The sequence below is a fragment of the Halococcus salifodinae DSM 8989 genome (assembly GCF_000336935.1).
In the GTDB taxonomy this organism is placed as follows: domain Archaea; phylum Halobacteriota; class Halobacteria; order Halobacteriales; family Halococcaceae; genus Halococcus; species Halococcus salifodinae.
Genome location: NZ_AOME01000056.1, coordinates 13,815 through 40,591, shown reverse-complemented (window position 1 = coordinate 40,591; position 26,777 = coordinate 13,815). Strand labels below are relative to the sequence as shown.

The window sequence follows — 26,777 nt, the reverse complement described above, 5'->3', positions numbered from 1 at the left end:
CGCGCGAGTCGCACGCCTTCGGCGTCTGCTCGCGGGCCGGAGGCCCGCTCGCACGGCCAGCGAGACGCGCAGCGTCTCGCTCGGCTCCCGAGCGCCACCGCGCTCGATGATGAGCGAAGCACTGACTGACAGCATATTTATCGTCCGGCCGTGTCGCTCCCAGCATGGACGTACGCCTGCTCGAAGCCACCGACGACCCCGAGCGCGTGATCTGTACAGGGGCGCGAAACGACTACTCCGCACCGTTCGTCGGCGATCAGTCATTCGCGGAGACGATGGCGACCATCGACGGCGAGACGATCGAGGACAAAAAGTGCACCCTGATCGGTCGTCTCCTCGACCACGGCCATTTCGGCCCGTTCGAACATCCACAGGCGACGTTCGCCATCGAGGGTGTGAGCCGATCGTGTATGGCCCAGCTCACCCGCCATCGCCACGTCTCCTTCGACGTCCAGTCGATGCGGTACGTCGCTTTCGACGAGGTCGATCCCGAAGACGTCCGCGAGGGTGCGATGGTCGTGACGCCGCCGTCGGCGACCGACCCCGACTGGGTCGGGCGCAACCAGCGCGGCGGCGGGGTCGATGAGGAGACCGTCGAGCAGCGCGAGACGGTGTTCCGGGAGTCGGTCACGAGCTCGGTCGAGTCCTATCAGGAACTCCTCGATCTCGGGATGGCTCCCGAGGACGCCCGGTTCGTCCTGCCGATCGGCACGGAGGTCAACATCGTGATGTCGATGAACGCACGAATGTTGATGCACGTCGCCGACATGCGCGCCGCGGCCGACAGCCAGTGGGAGATCCGCCAACTCACCGAACAGGTGCTCGATCTCGCTGCGGAGTGGTGTCCCATCACGTTCGCGTACTACGACGAGCATCTGAAGGGCCGGAAGAACCGGCTCGCGCCGTGACCGGTTCGATACGACATATGGGCCTTGTGGCCCCATCTGACGACAGTGACCCTCACGCCCGATGAGGGCCAGTTTTCACCGGTCATCGGTGCCAGTCACAGTCTTTTTATACGACCCTGCGGTCACGTACCATAGATGAGGTGGCTGTCGGCGCTCGGTCTCGCCGTGGTGGCACTGCTGGTGGTAGGGGTGGTGGCCGCCCCTCCGTCAGCGGTGGCCAGCGCACAGACGATCAACGGGACCGGATCGGCCGACGGCGAGAGTGCGTTCAACGACTCGCAGTGGGTGGTCACGGTGTACGAGAACGGTTCGGCGCGGTGGACCCAGCGCTACAACCAGCGCCTCGGTAGCGAGACCGAGATCGAGCGGTTCCGTGCCTACGCCGATCGATTCACCGCCGAAGAGACACCACTGTACACCGAATTCCGGCAGACAGCGACGGCGTTGGCGAGCGAAGGAACGAACGCGACCGGACGCGAGATGAACGCCCGTGCGTTCTCCCGGCAGGCACGGGTCACCTCCCAACCGGGATCGACGGGGGTCGTCGAGATGTCGTTCCTCTGGACCAACTTCTCGGCCACGACGGGCGATGAGATCGCCGTCGGTGACGCCATCGGCGGGTTCTATCTCTCCTCCGGGATGTCGCTCGAGATCGAGACTGGCCCGAACCTGGAGATCGCCTGGCGGCAGGTCGAGCCGTCGCCGGACGCCTCGACCAACGGCTCGACCGGCGGGAACGATTCGGTGACGTGGTTCGGCGACCGACAGTTCGCCTCCGGCCAGCCACAGATCGTGTTCGTCGACTCGTCGGGAATGAGGATGAACGGGCCCACGTTCGATGGGTCGGTCGTGTGGCTCGTGGCGGCGCTCGCGATCGCCGTCGTTCTCGGTGCAGTGGTCGTCCGGCGGTCCGACCGATCCCCGTTCGGCGGGTCGGTAGCGGCGACCGCCGACGAACGGGATGTCGAGACCGCTCCGGAGAGCGTGACTGACTCGGACGAACCGGCCGACACACCCGCCGAACCCACTGCGGCCGCAGTCGCCGAACCCACTGTCCCCGACGAGGAACTCAGAAGCGACGAGGAGGTCGTGCGCTCGCTGCTCGACGAAAACGACGGCCGGATGCACCAGAGCGAGATCGTTTCCGAAACCGGGTGGTCGAAGTCGAAAGTCAGCATGCTGCTCTCCGAGATGGCCGACGAGGGCGACCTCAGCAAGCTCCGGGTCGGCCGCGAGAACATCGTGAGTCTCGACGGCCACGAACCGGAGGCCGCTGGATCGCCGTTCGACGAGGAGTGAGCGGGCGAAAACGGAACTGTTAAACACGATTCTGCGTTACGTCAGTCCGCCTGCCAACGAGCGGTTGGCGACCCGCGCTCCGGTGGTGTAGTCCGGCCAATCATATTGCCCTCTCACGGCAATGACCAGGGTTCGAATCCCTGCCGGAGCATCCTCTACCTCCTTTTGAAAGCTCCTGATGGACGATTCTACGATTCACTCAGAAATCAAATATAAAAATTATAACAAGGTTTGAAGCATATAGTTTGAAATTGAGTGTGTACACCAGCTATGCTTCACGATCTCGCCGACCTTTCTCACCGAAGTCATAGTTTTGTCAGGACGAATAGCCAGCCAGGTTCCGTGCGGATCAGTCTCCCCGTGGAAGATAACAAATGCGATCCTAGGAAAGATATTTTATCTCTGTCCTCTATGTTCCAGCATGGCTGATATCAACGAGTGGGTGAAAGAGGAATGGAAGCAAACGACGACGGCACGGGAGCGTATCAAGGAGGTACTCGTAGAAACCACTGAGTACATGAGTGCTGCCGGGATCGCCGAACGAGCACTTACCAGCGAACCGACGACACGAAAATACCTCGAAGAACTCGTCGACGACGGATTCGGTGTTACCGCACAGGATGGACGAACGACGACGTACAAACGCCACGAGGGTCGACTCATCGACGAGCGCATCGAGGAACTCCGCACTACCTGCACACAACAGGAACTCATCGATGGGATTCGGGGGATGAAGGAAACGCTCGAAGCGTTCCGTGAGACCTACGACGCCGATGGCCCGGAAGAAGCCGTCATGGAGCTTGCGGCGGGCGACGAAGGATGGGCGGATATCGGTCGGTGGCGAGGAACGAGACGGAACCTCGCCATCGCACAGGCTGCTCTGCAAGTCGACGAGGCCCACCGGCTCGCCGAGGCATGAACAATGCCCGATGATTGGGAACGAGTGGATACCGGGACACCGGATCCGCGGATGCTGTCCACCGCTCGGACGATTGCCGAGGACTCTGAACCGCTCGTCACCACCGTGACGTTCGACGATCCGCTCGATCCGGAGACGCTGCACCTCCATACTGATGCTGGGATTCGGGCTGACACGGGCCGCTTCGATATCACGTGGACGACGAAACACTACTACAAATACCACTACACGGAAGGCCCGACGTTCAATTATCGCTACGATCGTCACCCACGTATCGACCTCCCGGACGAACACTTCCATGAACCTCCCGCCGCGGGTCACGATGACGCGGTCCCGTCCTGTATTGACGTCGAGACGGTTCGCCTCGTGACGCTCGCTGTGCTGCAGCTTTGGCGCGATACTGTCGAATCCGGAGATGTGGACCAGCTTCAACAACCGGATCCGCCGTGACTCTCGAAACTGGCGACGAGGATCTGCGTTTTCTCGCCGGCGGATCGACTGGATTTCGCCGATCGTTCTACTGATATTACAGGTCGAGTGTCTCGAACCACTTGATCCCGAGGGTGAAGGCCGTAAGCTTGGCCGAGCGATTCATCGTACACTTTCACTACGCTTGGGTGAGATTCATCCTGATACCCGATAGATGAATGGGTGTATCGATGGATTACACGCTTCGCTTCCGCGCGTATCCAGACGATGATACCGCCAGCGAAGCGTGGCGTCACCTCGACATCCATAGACAGATACGCAATCACGCCGTCCGCGACTACTATCGTGCGGACTACAACGACTGCCCGACCGCCTACGACCAGCACTCGAAACTGACTGGCTGGAAACAAGAGTGGCCGGTCTTTGCGGAGGTATCGGGCCACGCAGCACAGCGAACGGTCAGCCAAATCCACAAAGATCTGCAGGTGCTGAAGCAGCACCGAAAGAACGGCCACAAGACCGGGCGGCTCAAGTGGCAAGGCGCGGGCGAGTTTCGGTCGGTGGCATACGAACACGAAGGTTTCAACGTCAATCACACGACGGGCCAGGTGTTCGGTATGCTCACCCTCTCGAAAATCGGCACAGTCCGCTTTCGCGCTCACCGCACTGTTCCAGCGACCGACGACATCAAGCGCGTGGTACTCAAGAAGGAACGAACCGGCGAGTGGTTCGTCTGCTTGACGGTCGATGTCGAACCAACCGCGAAACCGGACCCAGCGGAGATAGACACCGCCGATTGTGTTGGCATCGACCTCGGCATCCTCTCGTATATCCACACCTCGGACGATTTAGTGGTAGGGTGTCTGGATCTCGGTACGGAGTACGAACAGTACGCCCGCGAGCAGCGGGCGTTGGACCGAAAGGAACACGGGTCCGCTAACTGGGAGAAACAACGGCAGAAGGTTGCCAGAGCGAAACGCCGCATCAAACGGAAAGTGCTCGACTTCCAGCACAAACTTTCGACGTGGCTCGTGAAGGAGTACGACGTGGTGTGCATTGAGGATCTGGATGTGATGCCGATGCTCGAAACCAGCCAGTCGGCGAAGAATAAGCAGGACGCGGCGTGGTCACAGTTCCTCGCCCTCTTAGAGTACAAGGAGGGTGTCATAGAACTCTTGTCACACCCTGATGATCGTGCTCCCCGGATTGTCTCCACGCTCGTAGTTGGTGATCACGACAACGAGTCGTAGACACAGCGCGAGAAAGACCTGTGCCCGTGCATGGACGCGGCCTCGGGCGCGGACGTGCCCGAGGCCGCAGTCTTTGACCGCTTCGTTTGTTCGTTCGACTCCACTCCGGCGGTTGTACGTCTCGTCTAACGTCGATTGCTTCAACTGAACGTCCTCGCTGTGTTCGTCGATACGGTCTTCGACCCGGTACTCGATATCGAGTGGATCGTCGGTGTTTCGTGCGTTGTACGGGGCGACTGGCACGACTCCTGCAGTCAGCAGTGAGTCGTGCCAGTCACGCGTGTCGTACGCGCTGTCACCAACCATCCAGATCGGTTGAGCGACGGCGAGCGCGTCACGCGTGACGCGCATCGCCGTCTCTTCGGGCGCTTGTTTGCTCTCGGTGAATTCGGCTGCAATCGGTATCTTCGATCCGGTTGAGACGATCGTGCAGCCGTAGCCGTAGTAGTACTCCTCAGCCGTTGGATCGTAGCATTTTGATGCGTCCTGATCGGCTGGCATCGTTCTCACGTCGGTCGAATCGATGCAGTAGGTCAAGTCGAGCAGACCGCGGGCGGCGGCCTGCTCGACGAAGTGGTCGAAAATCTCCTCAACAACGTGTTCGAGATCGGTGAGAAAGCGATCGACCGCGTCTCTTGACGGCGGTCGATCGAAATCACAACCAAGCCAGACGAACGTATTCTGAAGCTCTCGTGCAACGGGACGGATGCCGTAGATGTCCTTGTAGTAGCAGTGTAGAAAGCCACGCATCAGCTCCGGTGGTTGGTGGTCTCGTGTTCGCCCCGTCTCCGCCGGGGCGAACACGTCGAACTCTTCGAGAAACTCGAAGGAGAGGTGCTCAAACAACGCGAGTGTCTCCGTCGCCACGAGATTAAAGAACGACTCTACCGAAGGATCATCTTGCAGGGTCGCTGTGCTCATCCACCACAGCGTTCACCCTGCTCGTTGGTGTGGTAATCGTTCTATGACACCCTCTACAAGGGGAAACTGCATGGCACGCACGTCGTTCCCGTCGAACCACGAGGAACGACCAAAGAATGCAACCGGTGCGGTGTCGAGACGAACAAACCACTCTGGATTCGGGAACACTCGTGTCCGTCCTGTGGTCATGAGGAGGATAGAGACCTTAATGCGGCAAAGAACATCCTCGACAAAGGTCTCGGCAAACTCTTTGCAGACAAGATAGGGGCGGGACGCTCCGAATCAACGCCTGTGCAGACTGCGCTCCCTACGTTTGCCTCGGTTCGGGCGAATGCAAAGCGCGTCGTCGAAACAGGAAGCCCCGCGGCTTGACCGCGGGGTGCGTTCACTCGACGGTCACGCTCTTCGCGAGGTTTCGGGGCTTGTCGATCGACCGACCGAGCCGTGCGGCGGTGTGGTAGGCAAAGAGCTGGAGTTGGACGTTGGCGAGCACCGCAGCGGTCCGGGGATGGGTCTCGGGGATCGGCAGAACGTGATCGGCGTAGCGTTCGATGTCTGACTGTCCGTCGGTCACCGCGATCACGGGGGCGTTCCGGGCCTCGACCTCCTTGACGTTCCCCACCGTCTTCCGGGCGAGCTCGCCGTCGCCGGTCGCGATCGCGATCACGGGGGTGTTCTCCGTGACCAGCGCGAGTGGGCCGTGTTTGAGCTCGCCCGCCGCGAACCCCTCGGCGTGGCGGTAGGTGATCTCCTTCAGCTTGAGTGCGCCTTCGAGCGCCACCGGGTAGTTGAGCCCCCGGCCGATGAAGAAGTACCCGTCCGCGTCGAGATACTCCGCCGCGACGTCGGCGGCAGTCGAGTCGTCGATCACGGCTTGCACCTCGCTCGGGAGGTCACGGAGCGCGCCGAGCCCGTCCCGATCGCCGCCGTTCGCGGTGGCGAGCGCGAACAGGTTGAGCGCCGCGAGCTGGCTCGCAAAGGTCTTCGAGGCCGCGACGCCGATCTCCGGACCGGCACGGATGTAGATGACGTGATCGCACTCCCGCGAGACCGTCGATCCCACGACGTTGGTGAGTGCGAGCGTGCGCGCACCCCGGCCTTTCGCCTCCCGGAGCGCACTCAGGGTGTCGGCGGTCTCGCCGCTCTGGGTCACCCCGACGACGAGCGCGTCGCCCGTCGGTGGCGGCGAGGTGACGTACTCGCTCGCGAGGAACGCCTGTGCGGGAATCCCGGCGTCCTGGAACAGCTGCGCGCCGTAGAGCGCGGCGTGATAGGAGGTGCCACACGCCACGAACTGCACCGCGGTCGGCCGAGGTGGCTCGTCGAGTTCGTCGAGTTCGACGGTGCCGCCGAGCTCGTCGACCCGGCCCCGAAGACACTTCCTGAGCGCCCGGGGCTGTTCGTGGATCTCCTTCAGCATGTAGTGGTCGTAGCCGCTTTTTCCTGTTTCCTCGGCGTCCCACTCGACGGTGTGGACCGATTTGTCGACCGGCTCGCCCGCGAGCGTCGTCACCGTCCAGCCGTCGTCGTCGATCCGGGCGACTTCGCCGTCGTCGAGGTAGATCACGCGGTCGGTGAACTCCCGGAAGGCGGGCACGTCGCTCGCGAGGTAGGTCGCGTCGTCGTCGACGCCGAGCACGAGCGGCGAGTCCTCGCGCGCACAGTAGACCGCGTCGCCGCCGGCGAACACCGCGGCGATCGCGTAGCTCCCCTCGATGCGCTCCATCGCCGCACGGAACGCGTTCTCGGGACTGGCCCCGTCGGCGAGCGCCGACTCGATCAGGTGCGGGACGACCTCGGTGTCGGTGTCGCTCACGAACTCGTGGCCCGCCGCGACCAGCTCGTCCTTCACCGTTTGAAAGTTCTCGATGATGCCGTTGTGGATCACCGCGACCTGGCCCTCACAGTCGGCGTGTGGGTGGGAGTTGCGGTCGTTCGGCGGGCCGTGGGTCGACCACCGAGTGTGACCGATCCCGACCGACCCACCGAGATCGATGCCTTCGAGCGCCGTTTCGAGGTTTTCGAGCTCGCCTTCGCGCTTCTCGATGTCGACCTGCCCGTTCGCGAGCGCGACGCCCGCCGAATCGTACCCTCGATACTCGAGCTTCGAGAGGCCGTGCATCAGCACGTCGAGCGTCTCGTCGGGGCGACCGACGCAGCCGACGATCCCGCACATCAGCCGAGCACCTCCGCGTCCGCCTCGATCCGACCGCGCGCACGGACCCCGGTATGGAGCCGTACACCTGGACCGACGAGCGTCCCCGGCGCGAGCGTGACCGCCCCGCCCGCGTGGACCCGGTCGGCGACCACCGCCCCGAGCGGCTGCTCCTCGTACACCTGGGTGTCGATCCGCACGTCGGCCGGTCCACCGGGGATCGTGTTCGCCGCACCCAACGTGACGTCCTGGCCCGTCACGCAGTCCAGGATCGTGCTTCCGGGACCGATCCGGGTGTCGGTGTCGAGCACGCTCCGTTCGACGGTAGCGTTCGCCTCCACCGTTACGTTACGTCCGAGCGCGACGTCCGGCCCCACGACCGCGCCGGGGCCTACCTCGCAGTCCGGCCCTACTACTACGGGGGCCTGAAGCGTCGCATCGTCGTGGACGAGCGATGTGTCGTCGACCCAGACGCCCTGCTCGCGTGCGGGTTCGTCGACCCGGCCGCGTGCGAGGATCTCTCGGGTCACGGTCAGCAGGTCCCACGGATACGTGGCGTGTGGCGAGAGGCCGTCGACCTGAACGCCGCGGACGGCCTCACCCGCGTCGATCAGCCCCGCGAGCGTGTCGGGCAGTTGGAGTTCGCCGTCCCGACGTTCGGTGCCCTTGATCGACTCGAAGATCGAGGTCCGGAACGCGTAGACGCCCGCGTTGATCAGGCGGTAGTCGTCCGAATCGGGTTTCTCGACGATCTCCTCGATCCGGCCTTCGTGGAGCGCGACCGCACCGTACTGGCGGGCGTCGCGATGTTCGAGCACCCCGAGTGTCGCTGCGGCGTCGGGGTGGGCCTCGAACTCGCCGATCACGTCTCTGACGAGCCCGGACTCGATCACGCGATCGCCGTTGACCACGAGAAACGGCTCGTCGATGACCGACTGGGCTTCGAGCAGCGCGTGGCCGCTGCCGAGCTGTTTTTCCTGGGTGACGTACTGGAGCGGGACGTCGTCGTACGTCGGACCGAAGTGTTCCTGAACGCGGTCGCGCTTGTACCCGATCACGACCACGATCTCCTCGATCCCGGCGTCGATCAGCGCGTCGAAGACGTACTCCAACACCGGTCTGTTCGCCGCGGGGAGCATCGGCTTGGGGCGGTTGTGCGTCAGGGGGCGCAGTCGGTTTCCCTCACCGGCCGCGAGGACGGCGGCTGTACGAAGGCTCATTACTCGCCCATCTACGCCGAGCGATTTCAACCTAGCGGTAGCGCGGGATCTCTTTCCCCGCAATTCGAATTGGGTAAGAAGAGGTATGTATACTGCCCTTATATGATGTCAACGAATGATTCAATAAAACGGAATACATTGAACGCATGTGGTTGATGAGTACGTTCGTCGCACCGCCGTCACACGCCTCTCAGTGAGGGACGAGCAACGCGAGTTGCTCGAAGCGACCATTGACGCCTACCGCGACGGCTGTCAGATAGCGGCGGACATAGCGTGGCCCGAAAAGAAATCCAAACGCGACATACACCCGCTCGCCTATGACAGCATCCGCAACGATACTGAGCTGACGAGCCAGCACGCGATTCTCGCCACACACCAAGCCGCCGAAGCCATTGCGAGCTGTCACGAGCGACGATCGAAGGGGCTGAAAACGTCGAAACCTGTGTTCACGGCCCCGACCGTCACCTACGACACGCGGACCATGACGCTGTTCGAGGACGACACCGTGTCGCTCTCGACGGTCGGCGGTCGTATCCGCTGTCCACTCGTTCTCCCAGAGGACGACGACGGCTACCAGTGGCAGTTCATCGAGAACGAGCGGTGGGAGATGACCGAAAGCACGCTCACTGCCCGCGACGGCGCGTACTACCTCCACATGGGCTTTCGTCGGTTCCGTACCGAACGGGAGCGCGAAGCCAACCAAGAGACCGCCGAGGACGGAACGGTTCTCGGGGTCGACGTGGGTGTGAACAACCTCGCTGTCACATCGACAGGGTTGTTCGTTTCGGGCGGCGAACTCACTCACTGGCAGAACGAGTACGAAAAACGGCGCGGGTCACTCCAACGGACGGGAACTCGCTGGGCACATGAGAACATCCAGTCGGTCGGGCGAAAAGAGAACGGACGATGCACGATCCTCCTGCACGAAGCATCGAATGTCATCCTCGAAGAAGCCCGCGAGAACGACTGCACACACCTCGCGTTCGAGGATCTGACCGACATTCGAGAGCGCCTGCCACACGCGACGTGGCACCACCGCTGGGCGTTTCGCAAGCTGTTCGCGTTCGTCTCATACAAGGCCGTTGAGGACGGTATCACGGTTCGACAGGTGAACCCACAGTACACCTCACGGAAGTGTTCGTACACCGACTGTGGATTCACTCACGTGGACAACCGCGACGGGGATTCGTTCGAGTGCCTGAAATGCGGCTACGCCATCGACGCCGACTACAATGCCGCCAAGAACATCGCCGTGAAGTACGCGAAGAAACTCCGTCGGTCGCACATGCCGTCCGATGGAGGGGTATCCGTAGACATACCCTTGAACAGCGGGTCACTGACGGTCGAAGGATCAACCACGGTTGTGGTCGCATGAGACGATCCGTGACCACGCTGAAAAGCCCCCATTCTCAAGCACGAGGGCGTGCCTGAGCGAGAGGGGGTTGTTTATCGTTCTGGATGTGTCCTCACCCCCGATAAACGTCAACGGAGCTTCTCGCCGTGATTCAATGATGCTACGACTCGACGGCGACGTTTTTACGTACCGCCCGGAAACTCCCGTCGACACGTGTCCCTCCAAAGCGTCGTGCAGCGCCTCCGGAGCGCACTCCGGCCGGGCGGCAGTCTCGCGGAGCGCGCTGTCACGGGCGGAGTCTGGGTCGCGCTCACGAACATTATCGACCGCGCGCTCCAGCTCGGGATGGTGCTGCTGGTCGCGCGGCTGATCGGCCCCGATTCCTACGGCGTGATGGCGCTCGCGCTGGTGGTGATGAGCGCGCTGACCAAGCTCTCACGACTCGGAATCGACGCCGCGCTGATCCAGCGCGAAGAAGCCGATGTCGACGCGTATCTTGACACGGTGTGGGTGATGCAGAACGCCCGGAGCCTCCTCATCGCTGCCGTGCTGTTCGCGCTCGCGCCGATAGTTGCGTCTCCGCTCGTCTTCGACGAGCCACAGCTCACGGGTGTCCTCCGGGTGCTTGCGCTCTCACCGGTGCTCTCGGGCCTCCAGAACCCCGCGCTGCTGTATCTCAAGAAGGACCTCCGGTTCGACAAGCAGTTCGTCTACACCCTCTCGGGCACCGTCTTCTACGTCACGGTGGCGGTCGGCTACGCGTTCGCCACCCGATCGGTGTGGGCGCTCGTGTTCGGCCTGGTCGCGAGCGACGCCGCGCGGCTCGTCGTCTCGTATCTGATCGTCGACTATCGGCCGTGGCCCCGGTTCGACCTCGATCACGCGCGCGAACTGTTCGGCTACGGCAAGTGGATCTTCGCTTCGGGGATCGTCCTCTTCCTCATCATGGAGGGCGACGACGCGTTCGTGGGCTGGTATCTCGGAACGGCGGTCGTCGGCCTCTACCAGCTCGCCTACCGGGTCTCGAACGCGCCCGCGACCGAGGTCACCCAGACGATTTCGAGCGTGGTCTTTCCGACCTACGCGAAGCTCCAGAGCGAGGACCGACGCCTCCGCGATGGGTTCTATAAAACCGTGCAGCTCACCACGTTCGTCTCCTTTCCTGTCGCAGTGGGGATCGCCGCGATCGCGCCCACGTTCGTCGACGCCTTTCTCACCGAGGAGTGGGGGCCGATGGTGCCGATGATCCAGCTGCTCGCGGCGTGGGGACTCCTCCGCTCGCTCGGTGCGACCACCGGTCCGCTGTTTCAGGCCGTGGGCCGGCCCGACTTCGCCACCAAGATCCAGTTCGGGAAGCTCGTCGTGATCGCGGTGTTCATCTACCCCGCGACCGCGGCCTACGGCGCGGTCGGGACCGCGCTCGTGATCGTCGGTAACTCACTGCTCTTCTCCGAGCCGGTGTCGTCGTATCTCGCAGTTCAGGTAGTCGACGGGAGCTACGCCGAACTCCTCCGGTTGCTCGCGTACCCCGCGCTCGCGAGCGCCGTCATGGGCGGCGCGGTCCTTGCCCTCCGTGAATCTCTCGTGGTTGGGTCGGCCGTGCTCGAACTCGTTGTCCTGGTCGTCGCGGGCGTCGCGGTCTACGCCGCGCTCGTGCTCGGCCTCGAACGCTACTCGGGCTACGACAGCGTCAGCCTCTGTCGTCGGATGGTCGAAACCGTCGTTTCCTGACCCTTTGGAGTGTCTGTTTCGAACCACAACACGTGAGTGTTGCCCGCTCCTCGAAGCTTCATGTCCATCCTCGACGACGCTCGGGCCGTCATCGCCAACGGTCCCGTCTGCGATCCCTGTCTCGGTCGCGTCTTCGCCGATCGGAGTTTCGGCCTCACGAACGACGAGCGCGGCCACGGCCTCCGGGTCGCGAGCGCGCTCGATGCCGACGAACCGTTCGATCCCTCCGAAGGGCCGGATGCGTGCTGGGTCTGTGAGGGCGAGTGTGGCCGCTACGATGCGTGGGCCGAGCGCGCGGTCGACGCGCTCGACGGGATCGCGTTCGCGACCTACCAGGTCGGCACCCGCGTTCCGCCGCTGATCGAGGAGAACGATCGGCTGCTCCGCGAGGACAGCGACCTCCCACCTGACGCCGGCGAGTCGTTCAAATCCGCCCTCAATCGCGAGGTCGGCAAGCGAGTGGGCGAACGCACGGACACCGAGGTCGACTTCGAGCGGCCGGACGTGCTCGCGCTCGTCAATCTCGAACGCGGCGACGTGGACGCACAGATCAATCCCGCGTTCGTCTACGGTCGGTATCGCAAGCTCGACCGCGACATTCCCCAGACCGAATGGCCCTGCCGGGAGTGCGGCGGTGGCGGCACCCAGCTCGCCGCCGACGGCGGCACCGAACCCTGCGATTACTGCGGCGGCAGCGGCTATCTCTACGACGAGAGCGTCGAGGAGCTGACCGCGCCGGTCGTCGAGGACGCGATGGACGGCGCGGACGCGGTGTTCCACGGTGCTGGCCGCGAGGACGTCGACGCGCGTATGCTCGGCACCGGCCGGCCGTTCGTGATCGAGGTCAAGGAGCCACATCACCGAGAAATCGATGCAGCCGATCTCGAAGCCGCGGTCAACGACTTCGCCGACGGCACGGTCGAGGTCGAGGGACTCCGCCGCGCGACCCACGAGATGGTCGAGCGCGTGAAGGAGCTCGACGCCCACAAGACCTATTCCATGAGTGTGGAGTTCGCCGACCCCGTCGAGGAACGGGCGTTCGCGGACGCACTCGCCACCCTCGACGGAACGACGATCGCCCAGGACACCCCCGAGCGCGTCGACCACCGCCGCGCGAGTCGTACCCGCGAGCGCACGGTGTACGAAATCGCCGGCGAGCTCGAACCCGACCGCGACGACGCCGGAACCGACGCCGACCGCGACGCCGAACCCACCGACGCCAACACGGATGGCGAGGACGGCGCGCGCCACGCGACGGTCGAACTCCGGGGCGAGGGCGGCCTCTACGTCAAGGAGCTCGTGAGCGGCGATGGCGACCGGACGGACCCGAGCCTCGCGGGGCTACTCGGGATCGACGCCACGGTCACGGCGCTCGACGTCCTCGCGGTCGAGGGCGAGGACGAACCGTTCGTGACGGCCGAGTACGTGGTCGATGGCGGCGGAGACGACACGGACGACGAACACGAACACACGAACGACGGCGAAAACGAGGCTCGGCGGAACGGGTGACTGCTCCCCAACCTACTTCGCGCTGACGCGCTCGTTGAGGGTGGGGCTTCCCCGTTCCACGACGCGGTTTGCAGACACCTGCTGAAAGGAGGTATCCGTAGGTACCGCAGTCTCCGGGGGCGTTGATTCGGCACAGCCCATGCCTAGTTTGTCGAGACCGCGTTGAAGGACGTTCCATGCGGCGTTTTCGTCCCTATCCGCTTCGAACCCGCAGGCGGGACAGGAATGTTCGCGTATCCAGAGTGGCTTGTCGGTCTCGACACCACACCGAGCACACTCTTTGGTAGTGCCTTCGGGACGCACTTCCGCGAAGTGCGTTCCTTCGCGTTTGCACTTCCATTTCATGAGTTTTCGGAACGTGGCCCATGCCGCACTCGCACGGCTGTGTGAGTTCGACGGTAGTTCCAGCAACCCCTTTGTATCCAACTTTTCGACCGCCACGAGGTCGTAGCTTTCGGCGTACCACGTCGAGAGTTTGTGGAGGAAGTCGCGGCGCTTTCGCTTGATGTCGGCGTGACGACGGGCGACCTTCCGTTGCTGTTCGCGGTAGTTGTTCGACCCATGCTCTTTGCGGGAGAGAACACGCTGTTCGTGTTTCAGTCGCTCCTGTTCGTCGGAGAGGTCCAATGACCCGACGGCGGTGCCGTCGGTGTCGTGGGTGTATTTCAGTATCCCCACGTCGATACCGACGCACCGTTCCGGTTCGTCCGGCTTCGGAGGTGCTTCGGTATCGGTGTCGAGTTGGAGCGAAGCGTACCAGCGTCCGGTGGCTTCGCGTTTCACGACGACACCGGTCACGGTGGCGTCGTCGGGAAGATCTCTGTGAGCTACTACGGGAACGTCGCCAATCTTCGAAAGGTGCAACCTGTCGCGGCCACTCGTTTTCTTGAGTTCGAAACCGGTCTGGTTGTAGGTGAACGAAAAGTAGTCGCCCACACCTTTCCACTTGAGTTTGCCGACGTTGTAGCCCTTCTTCGCCTTCTTCGAAAGATTCGAACGGTCTTTGTAGAGACGACGAACGACCATCTGAAGCACCTTCGAATGGACCGACTTCAGGTCGATCCACCACTCTTTGAGCTTCGGGAGACGGTTCTGTTCTGGTGTGTACGACGAGTCTTCCAACTGATTCATCCGGTGCAGGAAGTGGTTGCGAACCTGTCGGCAGGTATCCAGCGTCCACGCCAACCGCTCTCGTTGCTCGGGCGTGGGATTGAGCCGGAACCGATAGGTGCAGTTCACCGGCGTTGGTTCTCGACGTACTCGGTGAGCACGTCGAGTGAGACCTGTCCCGTCGAGATGAGACAGTATGAGTCGTTCCAGAACGAATCTACCTGTTCGTCCTTGAGTTCGGGGAACTCATTGCGAACCCTCCGCGCAGTTGCGCCTTTTAGTGTATTGACGAACTTCACGAGGTTTGTGGTGGGTTTCGTTTTGAACAGGATGTGTATGTGGTCGTCTTCGCCGTCGAGGTGCGAGACCTCGACGTCGTATTTCTCCGCGAACCCGTCGATGACCTCGTGAATGAAGTTGGTTCGTTCCTCGGTGAGCACTCCATGCTGATACTTCGTGACGAGTATCAGGTGATAATGGAGCGAATAGACCGAGTGTGAACCTGAATCGAGGTCGGAAGCCATTGGGTTCGTTCATATGTACGTCACCCCACCACATTAACATTCCGACAGAACACGAATAGAACGAAAGAACAGATGATGACGGGCGTCGTCAGAAATCAAAGATTTCTGACTGTTAATCAGAACGCGAAGCGTTCTGATGACGCTGTATCCCCCCCCTCTTCCGCTCCTTGTCCACCGAACGGCGGACTGCGGTGCTCATGAGGAAGAGGAATTAGCGCCCGTGTTAAGGTTAAGCGCGCTCGTACCGTGGCGCGTGTGGGGTGTCAACCTATGTGTCACCACAGGAGTACGGAGTACGTACGGCTGTACGAGGACACCGGAGAACGCGAGGACGAGACGACGCCCGAGTGGGCCGACGAACCCGACGAAGAGATCGAGGACGAGCCGCTCGCGCCGGGCGCAGCCGACTGAACCCACCACACCGACACTCCGCATTTTTCGGCCGTCGAGCGTTCGATAGGCGCTGACGATCGGGGATGGCCGACGTTTATCACCCTGGCTCGTCTCGCTCGGCCATGATTCAGTGGCGACGGATCGACCACGTCCAGATCACGATCCCTCCTGAGGAAGTCGACGCGGCCCGCGAGTTCTACGGCGACGTGCTCGGGTTGACCCCGATCGACCAGCCCGACTCGTTCGGCGACACCGACACCATGTGGTATCGCGCGGGCGACGTCGAGATCCATCTCGGGGTCGAGGATTCCGACGAGCAGTCCCGACGACATCCCGCCTTCGAGGTAGAGGATGTCGCCGCCGCGCGCGAACGGCTCGAAGCCCACGGCGTCGAGACGATCGACGAACCGCCGATCCCCGGCCGCGACCGGTTCACGTTTCGCGATCCGTTCGGTAACCGGATCGAACTCCTCGAACGGGCCTGATCGCCCGGACGAAAGACGCTTTTCGTCGCCGCTCGGGACGGGTGCATGGAGCGTTCGTTCGGCGTCGACGAGGCCGGCCGCGGCCCTGTGCTCGGCTCGCTGTTCGTGGCGTGCGTCCGCGCCGATCCCGCCGTGCTCCCCGCGGGTATCGACGACTCGAAGCGGCTCTCGCCCGCCCGCCGAGAGACCCTTGCTGACGAACTCCGCGCCGACGACCGGATCGCGGTCGCGACTCGCGAGGTCACGCCGTCTGCGATCGACGCACCCGACACCGACCTGAACGCACTCACGATCGAAGCGGCCGGAGCCACGATCGACAGCGTGGCGAGCATTGGAGCCGACGCCAAAGCGACAGCCGACGGGCTAGCCGGTGTGGTCGACGCCTGTGACACCGACACCGAGCGGTTTGGGCGGCGCGTCCACGAGGCCGCGACCGCCGACGTCGAAATCACGGCCGAGCACGGTGCTGACGAGGAGCACGCCCTCGTCGGTGCGGCAAGCGTCGTCGCCAAGGTCGCCCGCGACGCGCATATCGCCGACCTCGCGGACGAACACGGCCCCATCGGCAGCGGCTACCCGAGCGACCCGACCACTCGCGAGTTCCTCGCCGAGTACGTTCGCGAACACGGCGACCTCCCGCCGTTCGCGCGCCGGTCGTGGAAGACGAGTCGTGAGGCGCTCGCGGCCGCCGAACAGTCGGCGCTCGCGGAGTTCTGAGCGATTATGAATCGTCAGTGAGTGCGAGAACACGAACCGTGAGTGCCGACACAAATGATTGTCCGCACAGCACCGCAACGCCCACACGCCTCCCGCATCCACTTTTTTACTTCGTCGGGTTGGCTCACTTCGTTCGCCAACCACTCCTCGCAAAAACCTGGACTAAAAACACCCGCTCGCTCCCTTCGGTCACTCGTGGCCCGACTACTGGTCCCACCGCACAGCACTACAACCGTCCACACGCCTCCCCAACCGATTCGCTCCGCTCGTTTCGCTCACGGGTCGCTTTGCACCCCGTTCGCTTGGCGGCCCTCGCTTCGCTCGCGCCGCTCACCTCTCGCGCCGCTCACCTCTCGCGTCGCTCATCCCTCGCGCGCAGCCGCGCGCCGACCGCGGTGACTGCATCCCACCACGCACCGGCTGTCCGGCGGTTGTTCGCGGACCGATAGCGACGCTACGAACGGAATCCCTTTGGCGTCCCGCGCCGGTTGGTCGGTCGAATGGAGTACGGTCTCGTCGCCCTGTGGTTCGTGGCCTACGCCCTCCTCGCGCTCGTCGGACTCCCGATCGCGTCCCTGCTGTTCGAGCGCTTCCCCGACCGCGGCGCGACGTTCGCGCTCCCGATCTCGCTCACGGTCCTCACGCTGGTCGCCTACTGGGTCGGCCACGTCACGTTCGGGCCGGTCGCGGTCGGGATCGCTGTCGTGGTCCTCCTCGTCGCGTCGGGTCTCGCGATCCGCGCCGGCGGGTCGATCCACCTTCGAGGTCTCGCTGCCGCGATGGCGGTGTTCGGGCTCGCCTTTGGGTTCATGCTCGCGATCCGGGCGATCGATCCGGCGGTGCATCCCGGTGGCGGCGAGAAGTTTCTCGATTTCGGGCTGATTCAGACGGTGCTGCGCGCGGATCGACTACCGCCGGAGGACTTCTGGTTCGCGGGCGAGCGTCTCCGGTACTACTACGGTGGGTTCGTGATGACCGCGCTGCTCTCGATGCTCACCGACACGCCCGCGCGCTACGCGTACAACCTCGCGCTCGCGGGATTCTTTGCCTCGCTCGTGACCGCCGCCTACGGTCTCGCGGGTGCGATCGCGGACTCTCACGGTCACTCGCACCGCCTCGCGGGCGCGCTCGCGGCCCTCTTCGTCGGAGTGGGGGGTAATCTCGCGACGCCCGGAAGAATGCTCCTCGGTTTGCTCCCCGACGATCTCGCCGCACAGTACGGCCGTGTCCTGTTCGCGGGCGTCCGCGGCGTCCCCTACGAGGAGGCGCTCGCGAACCTCACTGTCCCGAAAAACTTCTCGTACTGGTACGGCCGGTACGTGATCGACGGGACGCTCAACGTCTTCCCGCTCTGGTCGTTCCTCAACGGCGACCTGAGCGCGTTCATGATCGCGATGACGTTCCTGCTCGGCTGCGTCGCACTCTCCTTTGCGTACTACCGAACTCCCGAGACCGTTCTCACCCGCCGGCGCGCGCTCGTCTTCGTCGCGTTCCCGCCGGCGGTGGGCCTGTGTGCGCTGATCAGCACGTGGAGCGTGCCGAGCGCGGTCGGCGTGCTCTGGCTCTCGCTCGCCCTTGGTGACGCTCGACCGGCGACGCTGCTGCCCGACGCGATCGCCCGGCATCTCCCCGCCCCGCCGGACGCCACGGCCAGTCTCGCCCGGCTCCGACACGAACTCTCGCGAACGCTCGTCGCGACCGGGGTCGCGTGCGCCGGCGGCCTCGCGGGTGCGGTACTCGCGTCGCCGTTCCTCCTCTTTCACAGCCCGGAAGTCCGCGGGGTCAGGTTCCTCCCACCGCGCAGCGGCCTCGGCGAGCTGTTTCTCGTCCATGGAGCCTTCCTCACGCTCTTCGCGCTCTACCTCGTCGCGCGCCGGCCGCGATGGCTGCGAGCTCGACTCGCGCGCGCGCCGCCGAGAGCGCTCGCCGTCGTGGGCGTCGCAAGCGTCGCGGTGCTCGCCGTGCTCGGATTGGCCGTCGACCTCGCGGCGGTCGCGCTCGCCGGCCCGTTCGTCGTCGTCGGCTGGGTGCTGTGTCGCACACGTGCCGACACCTCACGGGAGCCGACGGAGGAACCGGTGGACGGAAATCGCCCTCCGGAGCGTCGCCGTTCGTCCGACGCGGCGGCAACGCTGTTCGATGCTGGATCGCCCATCGGCTACGAGACGGTGTTGATCGTCGCGGGCGCGGGGCTCGTGCTCGCGGTGGAGTTCGCGTACGTGAGCGCGGGCTCGATCACCCAGAACGTGCGCTGGAAGACCGTCTTCAAGGTGTACCTCCAGGTCTGGGTGCTCTGGGGCACCGCCGCCGGCGTCGCACTCGCGTGGCTGCTCGCGGCCGCCCGCGACGCGTTCGGTCGCGCACTCGCCGGTCGATCGGTCCCCCGCACTGCGCTCGCTGCCGGGCTCGCCGTCCTCGCCGTCACGGCGCTCGTGGTGCCGGCCACCGGCACGTTCGCCGGCCTCGCGCTATCGGCACACTTCGACGACCCGCCCGCCGAGTCTGCCGGTCTCGATCCGACCCTCGACGGAACGCGGTTCGTCGAACAATCCTGGCCGGCCCAGGCCGAATCGATCGCGTGGCTCGACAACCGCTCCGGCCAGCCGAACATCGTTACCGAGCCGGGAACCCAGATGTACACGTGGACGAGCGCGCCCGCGACCCTCACCGGCGTCCCGACCGTGATCGGGTGGCGACACGAGCGCGGCTATCGCGGCGCGGCGGCGTTCGAGGAGCGCGTCGCGGCCGTGAACACGATCTACACCGAACCCTGGTCGGCGGGCGCGCCGGTGCTCGACAGATACGATGTCCGTTACATCTACGTCGGGCCACCGGAGCGCGACCGCTACGGCGACGTCCAGAACTACGCGCGCCAGCCGAACGTCTCGGTCGCGTTCGAGAATCGGGCAGTGACGATCTATGCGGTCGATCCCGACCTTGTCTGTGAATCCGGCGATACGGACTGTGGCCCCGAGTGAAGCACGGTAGCGGTGTCGAACACGAACCTGATCCCTTTTCGACCGAACCGTTCGCACCGCCCCGCACAGCCCACACGCCTCCCGCACCCACTTTTTCACTCCTCGGGTGCGCTCGCTCCCTGCGGTCGCTCACGGGTCGCATTCGCTCCCCGTTCGCTATCGAGGTCGTCCGAGAGAGCGAAGCTCTCTCGTGATGACGAAAGACGCGAAGCGTCTTTCGAACCACGCTCACTCCGTTCGCACCTCGCACCGCTCGTCCACCACTCGTCGCAAAAACCTGTCTTGCTGAGCGTAGCGAAGCAAGGCTCGGAAGACGCGAAGCGTCTTCCGGTGGGCTAAAAACACCCGCTCACTCGCGTTGCTCGTTCACGGTTCGATCACAGACACCTACCGCCCACACACCTCCCCAGCCGACTCCCTCGTTCGCTCGCGTTGCTCGCTTCACTCAGTCATCCCTCGCACGGGGGTTGCACGGCGCTCCGTCGGAGCGCCGTGCAGCCGCGCGCCGACAACAAATGGTCCAATGACGCTTCGCCGGCTCGATCGAGACGGATCGTCAGATCTCCCGCCGTCAGTCCCCGGTCACGAGGTTCCGGAGGATGTTACCGTAGGCCGGGCGGGTGATCAGGACCCCGATGAGCACGCCGACGATGGTGATGATGGCGAACCCACGGAGATCGCCGAGGCTGAGGATGGCGAGCGGGCTCATCGCGACGATGGTGGTGGCGGCGGCCGCGCCGATGACCCACAGCGCCCGGCGGAACCGGCTCTGGAACACCCGGCCGGTCTTGACGTCGCTCTGGAGGATCTCGTCGGCGATGATCACGAGGTCGTCGACCCCGGTGCCGATCACCGCGACGAACCCGGCGATGTACGAGAGATCGAGCGCGAGCCCGACCGCCGACGCGAACCCGAGCAGGATGAACACCTCCGCGAGCGCGGTCAACACCATCGGAATCGCCACCCGCGGGTCACGATACCGGATGAACACCGTGACCGCCACCGCGAGCACCGCGATCAGTCCCGTGATGAGCGAGAAGCGCTTGAACTTCTCGGCGAGATCCGGCAGGATGAACTGACTCGTCCCCGCATCGAGGTCGAGTCGGGCAGGCAGTGCGCCGGCCTGGAGGTCGACCTGGAGTTCTTGTGCCTCCGAGATGTTCGGTGCGGAGGTCTGATACGCCGGCCGGTTCTCGAAGTCGTCGCCGGCGAACGATCGGGCGAGGTTCGGATTGACACCTGCGGCGTAGACCACTTGTCCGTCGACCACGGTGAGCAGGCAGTGACCGGTCCGGCTCTCCTCGAACCGGCACGTCCCGTTCGCCGGGTTGTCGAATCCGTACTGGCGCATGTCCGTCGCAAACGGTCCGGCAGCCTCGTCAGACAGTGTCACTGGAACGACCGGCTGTCCATCCCGATCGCGCGTGACGGGTTCGATGTTCTGAAACCCCTCCTGGCTGTCGAGCACCGTCACGCTACAGTACCCCTCCGGTACTGTGCCGTTCGACGTGGTGTTCTCCCAGCTCCCCGGCTCGCAGTAGGCCGGTGTCTCGTTCCCTTCGACCGGGAAGTACGCCACCGTCGTCACTCGGCCCTGATCGGCGACGAGGTCCTGAACCTCCGAGCGGTTCTGGTTCGGTACCTCGATCTGGATGTACTGCTCGCCCCCCGATTGGACGGTTTGTACCGACCCGCCCGCAAGTCCTGACTCGCTGACCTTGTTGTCGAGGGTGTTGACCGCCGTCTCGTAGGTCTGGTCGGTCACACCCTGGCTGACGTCGCCCCTCGAAACGTCGAGGCCTGCGGACTGGAGCGCCCGTGTGAACTCCTCTTGTGAGACGTTGCCGGGCGCACCGGCGGCTCCGTCGCTCGTGACCCGATCGGGGAACACCTCGACGGTGGCCGAACCGTTGCCGACCCGGGTCTGGACGTCCGCCCCGGAGACGTTCAGCGCGCTCGCGACCTCCCCAGTGACGTTCGCCTGACTGCCCCGTTCGACATCGACGCCCTCGGCGGTCAGCCCGACGAGCGGCGCGCGGATCCGCGTCCCGCCGGAGAGTTCGAGTCCGAACTGGAGGTTGGTCGGCCCCTCGGCGGTCGGCGCGGCGGCGGTCGCGTTCGCCCCGCCACCGCCGAGTGGGGGCGCGAACAGCGCGACCCCGGCAGCGATCACGAACACGACGAGCAGGACGAGCCGCCAGTTCTCCCGGATCATCGCGCCACGCCCTCGTACTTGTACCACCGCAGCAGACTCACGTTCATCAGATAGGTGTTCATCAGATCGGCCGCGAGCCCGAACACCAGCACGGTCCCGATCTCGGGTAGGAGCGGAATGTCGAAGTACGTCGAGACGATCGCCATCACCGCCATCGCCGAGAGCGACGTCAGCGTCATCGTCACTCCGGTCCGCATCGCGCGGTAGGTGCTCTCGTAGAAGTCACCACGCCGCCGAAGGATGTGGTTGTTGAGCAGGATGTCGGAGTCGACGCTGTACCCGATCAGCATCAGGAGTGCGGCGACGGTCCCGAGCGAGAGCTTGATCCCGAAGACGTTCATCAGCGCGAGCGGGATCACCATGTCCGAAAACGCCGACAGCACCACCGCGACCGAGGGGATGAACGTCCGGAACATCGCGAACACCAACAGTGCCATCCCGACGAACGCCGCGCCGAGGCCGAGCAGACCGAGCTGCTGGGTCCGCGAGCCAAAGGTCGCCGAGGTTCCCTGGATGGACTCGACCTCGTAGCCGGCCTGATCGGCGCTCGCCCGGATCGCGTCGGTGTCGGTCGACTGGAACGTGACGATGTAGCTGCCTTCGCCGCGGACCGCCCGCACCGACTCGGGCTCGGTGGCGAAGGCGTCCTCGATCGCGGCCTGGCTGTCGTCTGTCACGATCTGGATCTCGCTGCCGCCAGTGAACGCGATCCCCGGCGTCACCGGTGCGCCGGTCACGACGTACCAGCCGGCGAGCACAACCAGCGCGAGCGCGAGCACCGCCAGCGGGATCGCCGCGAGCTGACGGTTCGAGTACCGGGTGTACTCCACGTCCGGCACGTCGAACGCAACCATGTCCTGCGGTGCGGAACGCCCCCGAATAAGCCTTCGTATATCGCCTCGAATCGCCCCGCTGCGGTCGTCCGAACGATCCAGTCAGTCTCGCCGCACGGCGAGCGCAATCGCCGCCAACACCGCGACGGCACCGCCAACGAGACCGAACCCGGGACCACCTGACGACGTGGTTTCGTTCTGGGCGTCCGCTCCGCCGACGACCTGTCCACCGGTGTCGTTGGTCGTGGCGTTGGCCGTCCCGGTCGTGACGTTGGCCGTTCCGGTCGTGGCGTTGGCCGTTTCGGTCGTGACGTTGGCCGTTCCGGTCGTGGTGTGGGTCGGTGTATCGGTCGTCGTTACGGTGTCAGTCGTCGTCGAGGTCGCCGTCGTGGTTGGCGTTGCGGTCTGCGTCGAGGTGGGTGTTGGTGTTGCGGTCGGCGTGGGAGTCGCTGTCTGTGTTGCAGTCGGCGTCGGTGTCGCGGTTGCCGTCTCGGTTGGCGTGGGAGTAGGCGTCGCGGTCGGCGTCGGTGTCGGCGTTGCGGTGTCCTCCGCGGCAACGCCGCCAAGCGAGTCCGGATCGACCTCCTCGCCGTCGATGAAGACCCGCGCCTCGCCGTCGAGTTCGAGTCCCGTCACTTCACCATCGATCAGATACGCGTCGCCGCCGCCGCCGAGCCGGCCGTCGATCCTGCCGTCACCGATCTCGTCGACGTCCCTATCGACGGTCACGTGACGATCCTCGATCGGCGCGCCGTGGCTCTCGCCGCTCCGCTCGGTGCTCCCCTCGAAGCCGACATCGTAGGAGACCTTGTCCTCCGGGCTGCCACCGACGATCACCAGCGATCTGGCGTCGCCCGACGATCCGTCGTCGGAGCCACCGGCCGTCCCGACGGACAGTTCGTAGCCGACGAACCCGGCGACGCTCCCGGATTCGGCCGGACTGACACGGACGTAGTACGTGCCGGACTCGCTGGCGACGTGATACTGGCTCGCGACCGGCTGGTAGCCGACCGGCGATCCGTAGGTGCGGTTCGATGCGCTGTCGACCTGGGTCGGGTTCTCCCCGACCTCGCCGACACGGTTGCCGTCGGAGTCGTAGAGCTCCATCCGGACGTTCTGGGAGACCTCACCACCGGTGTTCGTCAGCTCGGCGCTGGCGGTGACGTTCTCGCCCGCGTCGGCCTCGACCGCGAACCAGTCGTCTTCGCCCGCAAAGAGCGTCGCGTCGTGTGAGCTACCGGGTTCGATCGCCGCTGCACTCCCGCGGTCGTCGTTCGTCTCGAAACTATCAGGCGCTCCGGTTGCGACCGTGACGCCGTATCGCGCGTCGTACTCGCTATCGAAACTCGTCCGGAGGTAGTACGTCCCCGTTTCGGGAGCCGTCGTACTGATCTCGACCGCATCCGCCGTCCCGCCGGTCGTTCCGCTGCCGAGTTGCTCGCCGTTCGGCCCGTACAGCGTGATCGACGGCGACTCCGCTCCGATACCGCCGGTCACTCTGATGGCGTGGCCGGCCTCGGCGTCGAACGCGAGCCAGTCCTCGTCGCTGGCGCTCACCGTGCCCTCGACGAACTGCCCCTTTTCGATCGACGTCGCGCTCTCGCGGGTGTCGTTCGGCTCACTTTCTATCTGGTTGCTAGACTGTGCGACTACCGCTGGCGCGAGCACACTCGATACGATTGCGAACGCTACCGCGAGGATCGCGACCCGACTCGACATCGTTGTACGACTCATGGCTTCCGCTCGGCTTCATGGCAACGTGATATATGTTTTCTGTTCCGCGGTGTTCGTCGACCGCCTAATCGACGTCCGGTCAGCGCTTCCGGACCGCGAGCACGGTGGCCACGATCGCCGCGAGTAGTGCGCCCACGAAGCCGAAGCCAGGGCCGGTCGATGTGGTCGTCTCAGTCGCAGTACTGCCGACGACCTCGCCGCTGGCGTTCGTGGTCGTGGTCGCCGCTCGCGTGGTTTCGGTCGTCGTCGGTTCCGTGGTCGGGCGTTGTGTTGCGGTCTCGGTGGCTGTTGTGGTCTCTGTCGCTGTTGCGGTCGCAGTCGGTGTCTGTGTCGGGGTGGCAGTCGCGGTTGGCGTCGGCGTGGCGGTTGCGGTGGGTGTGGGAGTTGGCGTGGCTGTCGGTGTCGGGGTCGGCGTTGCGGTTTCCTCATCGGGAACGCTACCAAGCGAGTCCGGATCGACCTCCTCGCCGTCGATGAACACCTGTGCGTCGCCGTCGAGTTCGAGGCCCGTAATCGAGCCGTCGACGAGATAGGCGTCGCCGCCACCGCCGAGCCGACCGTCGATTCGCGAGTTACCGATTTCGTCGACGTCCCTGTCGACGGTGACGCCATCGTCGTCGATCGGTGCGCCGTGGCTTGCGCCGCTGCGTTCGACGCTGCCATCGAAGCCCACTCTGTACGTGACCTTGTCATCCGGACTGCCGCCGATGATGACGAGTGACGTGGGGCCGCTCGACTCACTCTCGGGACTCGGCTCGACGTTCAGCGCGTATGCGTTCGGTCGTGTCAATCCATACGGACCGACTCCTTCGGCCGGCCGCACTGTGACCAGATATTTTCCGCTCCGTTCGGCAGCTTCGTCGGCGATGGTGGCGGATGTGCCGGGATCGACCGTACTCCCGCTAACTATCGTGTTTCCGTCGGGCGTGCGTAGATCCACCGACAGCGCACCGTAGTTCGCTCCGTCTGCGAGGGTTGCTTCGAGCGAAATCTCTTCGCCCTCTTCGACATCGAGTGTGAAGTAATCGGTGTCGTTCAGGGTGGCCACGCCCCTGACGGTGGGGCGGGCGATCTGTGTTGCGTCCGTCGCCTCGCCGTTCGGTTCGCTCTCCTGTTGTGCGTTCGGGGCCAGCTTCTCGGCCGCCTGCTGGAGTTCGTTCTCCGGGGGAACCGGCGCTCCCCCCAACCGTCCCTCGCCCACGTTGATCGTGAGGTCGTACCCGGTGAAGCCGGTGAGGCGGGTCTCGGCGGCGGAGACACGGACGTAGTACGTTCCGGGTTCGGAGACGGCGTATCGATCCCCGGCGTCGGCCGACGACGAGAACTGCTCGGTCGTGTTCCCTCGTACGTCGAGCCCGTCTATCGTGGTGGAGGAGCTGCCGAACTCGCCGACCCGGTTCCCTTCGGCGTCGTAGATTCCGACGCGGACGTTCTGCCCGAACTCAGCGCCGGTGTCGTTCAAACCGACGGTTGCGAAGACGTTCTCGCCCGCGTCCGCCTCGACCGCGAACCAGTCCTCGTCACGGGCGTTCGTCGTATTGACGATCGTCCCCGAAACCGTCGTGTCCGGATCGACTGACGGTGCTCCCTGCCGGTCGTCGTTCGGCTCGAACCTATCCGGGGGCGTGGTTGCGACGGCGAAATTATATCCCTGTTTGTACTCATCCACTCCGCTGGCCCGAACGTAGTACGTGCCATCCGTTGGTGCTGTGACGCCGATGACGGCGTTGTCCTCCGTTCCGCCGGTGTTGCCGCTGCCGAGCTGGTTGCCGTTCGGGCCGTACAGCGTGAGATCGGCGGATCCCATCCCCATGCCACCAGTCACTCTGATCGCATGGCCGGCTCGGGCATCGAAGCTGAACCAGTCCTCGTCCGACTCGTTCGCAACTCCCTCGACGAACCGTCGTTCTTCGATGGCTGTCGCGCTCTCCCGGTCGTCGTTCGGTTCGGTTTCGTTCACCGGGTCGTACTGTGCGGTGGCCGCCGTCGAGAACGCGCCCACCGCGAGCAGACAGATCGCCGTGACGAGCAGTCCCGCCACGATTTTCCTTCGATCCATGCGTGACTGATCTCTGATTTCGATCCCCTTCGAA

General features: G+C 64.4%; 21 protein-coding genes, 1 tRNA gene and 1 pseudogene. 14 read left to right on the top strand and 9 right to left on the bottom strand.

All coding sequences use genetic code 11. The features are described from left to right. Positions 1-164 precede the first annotated feature (164 nt). The 6 genes from thyX (at position 165) to C450_RS11250 (ending at position 4,805) form a co-directional block, all read left to right on the top strand. Positions 165-908 carry an FAD-dependent thymidylate synthase gene (gene thyX / locus C450_RS11275; RefSeq protein WP_005043526.1) on the top strand — a complete coding sequence of 248 codons (744 nt, stop codon included), beginning with the start codon at positions 165-167 and terminating at the stop codon, positions 906-908. A 135-nt stretch (positions 909-1,043) separates the two neighbouring features. Beyond that, complete coding sequence (locus C450_RS11270; protein WP_005043525.1) at positions 1,044-2,207, top strand: helix-turn-helix transcriptional regulator; 1,164 nt, start codon at positions 1,044-1,046, stop codon at positions 2,205-2,207. A gap of 76 nt (positions 2,208-2,283) precedes the next feature. Then, positions 2,284-2,358: transfer RNA gene (locus C450_RS11265), tRNA-Glu, on the top strand. Between the two features lie 270 nt (positions 2,359-2,628). After that, positions 2,629-3,126, top strand: coding sequence for a DUF7342 family protein (locus C450_RS11260; RefSeq protein WP_005043523.1), 498 nt, complete (start codon positions 2,629-2,631; stop codon positions 3,124-3,126). Positions 3,127-3,129: 3 nt separating this feature from the next. Further along, on the top strand, positions 3,130-3,576 hold the full coding sequence (locus C450_RS11255; protein ID WP_049910119.1) for a hypothetical protein: 447 nt from the start codon (positions 3,130-3,132) through the stop codon (positions 3,574-3,576). A gap of 197 nt (positions 3,577-3,773) precedes the next feature. Continuing rightward, positions 3,774-4,805, top strand: a complete 1,032-nt coding sequence (locus C450_RS11250; protein WP_338035760.1) for an RNA-guided endonuclease InsQ/TnpB family protein — start codon at positions 3,774-3,776, stop codon at positions 4,803-4,805. Here C450_RS11250 and C450_RS11245 read toward each other — a convergent pair. Continuing rightward, positions 4,734-5,726, bottom strand: coding sequence for a transposase (locus C450_RS11245; protein ID WP_049910118.1), 993 nt, complete (start codon positions 5,724-5,726; stop codon positions 4,734-4,736). The genes C450_RS11250 and C450_RS11245 overlap by 72 nt on opposite strands. A gap of 54 nt (positions 5,727-5,780) precedes the next feature. Here C450_RS11245 and C450_RS20855 point away from each other — a divergent pair. After that, positions 5,781-6,098, top strand: a pseudogene (locus C450_RS20855) (zinc ribbon domain-containing protein); the annotation flags it as partial. Positions 6,099-6,111: 13 nt separating this feature from the next. On the opposite strand, the gene glmS reads toward C450_RS20855, so the two are convergent. Further along, entirely contained in the window at positions 6,112-7,902 is a 1,791-nt protein-coding gene (glmS, locus tag C450_RS11240; RefSeq protein ID WP_005043518.1) for a glutamine--fructose-6-phosphate transaminase (isomerizing), read from the bottom strand. Further along, complete coding sequence (locus C450_RS11235) at positions 7,902-9,101, bottom strand: sugar phosphate nucleotidyltransferase (RefSeq protein ID WP_005043517.1); 1,200 nt, start codon at positions 9,099-9,101, stop codon at positions 7,902-7,904. The genes glmS and C450_RS11235 overlap by 1 nt, the downstream gene beginning before the upstream one ends. A gap of 148 nt (positions 9,102-9,249) precedes the next feature. Here C450_RS11235 and C450_RS11230 point away from each other — a divergent pair, with 148 nt between their 5' ends. The 3 genes from C450_RS11230 to C450_RS11220 all read left to right on the top strand — a co-directional run bounded on the left by C450_RS11230 (position 9,250) and on the right by C450_RS11220 (position 13,695). Beyond that, positions 9,250-10,476, top strand: coding sequence for an RNA-guided endonuclease InsQ/TnpB family protein (locus tag C450_RS11230; protein ID WP_005043516.1), 1,227 nt, complete (start codon positions 9,250-9,252; stop codon positions 10,474-10,476). A gap of 192 nt (positions 10,477-10,668) precedes the next feature. Next, positions 10,669-12,186: a lipopolysaccharide biosynthesis protein gene (locus tag C450_RS11225; protein WP_049910116.1), complete on the top strand. Its 1,518-nt coding sequence runs from the start codon at positions 10,669-10,671 to the stop codon at positions 12,184-12,186. Between the two features lie 60 nt (positions 12,187-12,246). Further along, positions 12,247-13,695 (top strand): tRNA pseudouridine(54/55) synthase Pus10, encoded by a 1,449-nt coding sequence (locus C450_RS11220; RefSeq protein ID WP_005043513.1) that lies wholly within the window; start codon positions 12,247-12,249, stop codon positions 13,693-13,695. 12 nt (positions 13,696-13,707) lie between these two features. Here the strand turns inward: C450_RS11220 and C450_RS11215 are convergent, their stop codons facing one another. Further along, positions 13,708-14,934, bottom strand: coding sequence for an RNA-guided endonuclease InsQ/TnpB family protein (locus C450_RS11215; protein ID WP_005043512.1), 1,227 nt, complete (start codon positions 14,932-14,934; stop codon positions 13,708-13,710). Beyond that, a complete protein-coding gene (gene tnpA / locus C450_RS11210) occupies positions 14,931-15,329 on the bottom strand; it encodes an IS200/IS605 family transposase (RefSeq protein ID WP_005043511.1) in 399 nt (132 codons plus the stop codon). Before tnpA ends, C450_RS11215 begins: the two co-directional genes overlap by 4 nt. Before the next feature lie 270 nt (positions 15,330-15,599). Between tnpA and C450_RS22105 the strand changes: the two genes are divergently transcribed. The 4 genes from C450_RS22105 (at position 15,600) to C450_RS11195 (ending at position 19,902) form a co-directional block, all read left to right on the top strand. Continuing rightward, entirely contained in the window at positions 15,600-15,740 is a 141-nt protein-coding gene (locus C450_RS22105; RefSeq protein ID WP_161606956.1) for a hypothetical protein, read from the top strand. Between the two features lie 104 nt (positions 15,741-15,844). Next, the gene (locus C450_RS11205; RefSeq protein WP_049910132.1) at positions 15,845-16,207 is read left to right on the top strand and encodes a VOC family protein; all 363 of its coding nucleotides are present in this window, start codon (positions 15,845-15,847) and stop codon (positions 16,205-16,207) included. Positions 16,208-16,252: 45 nt separating this feature from the next. Continuing rightward, positions 16,253-16,924 carry a ribonuclease HII gene (rnhB, locus tag C450_RS11200; protein WP_005043508.1) on the top strand — a complete coding sequence of 224 codons (672 nt, stop codon included), beginning with the start codon at positions 16,253-16,255 and terminating at the stop codon, positions 16,922-16,924. 500 nt (positions 16,925-17,424) lie between these two features. Next, the gene (locus C450_RS11195; protein ID WP_005043506.1) at positions 17,425-19,902 is read left to right on the top strand and encodes a DUF2298 domain-containing protein; all 2,478 of its coding nucleotides are present in this window, start codon (positions 17,425-17,427) and stop codon (positions 19,900-19,902) included. Between the two features lie 571 nt (positions 19,903-20,473). Here C450_RS11195 and C450_RS11190 read toward each other — a convergent pair. The 4 genes from C450_RS11190 to C450_RS11175 form a co-directional block, all read right to left on the bottom strand. Further along, positions 20,474-22,117 carry a preprotein translocase subunit SecD gene (locus C450_RS11190; RefSeq protein ID WP_005043505.1) on the bottom strand — a complete coding sequence of 548 codons (1,644 nt, stop codon included), beginning with the start codon at positions 22,115-22,117 and terminating at the stop codon, positions 20,474-20,476. Then, complete coding sequence (secF, locus tag C450_RS11185) at positions 22,114-22,971, bottom strand: protein translocase subunit SecF (protein WP_005043503.1); 858 nt, start codon at positions 22,969-22,971, stop codon at positions 22,114-22,116. The genes C450_RS11190 and secF overlap by 4 nt, the downstream gene beginning before the upstream one ends. Positions 22,972-23,052: 81 nt before the next feature. Continuing rightward, the gene (locus tag C450_RS11180) at positions 23,053-24,684 is read right to left on the bottom strand and encodes a PPC domain-containing protein (RefSeq protein ID WP_241430369.1); all 1,632 of its coding nucleotides are present in this window, start codon (positions 24,682-24,684) and stop codon (positions 23,053-23,055) included. A gap of 79 nt (positions 24,685-24,763) precedes the next feature. After that, complete coding sequence (locus tag C450_RS11175) at positions 24,764-26,743, bottom strand: PPC domain-containing protein (protein WP_005043500.1); 1,980 nt, start codon at positions 26,741-26,743, stop codon at positions 24,764-24,766. Positions 26,744-26,777: the final 34 nt, after the last annotated feature.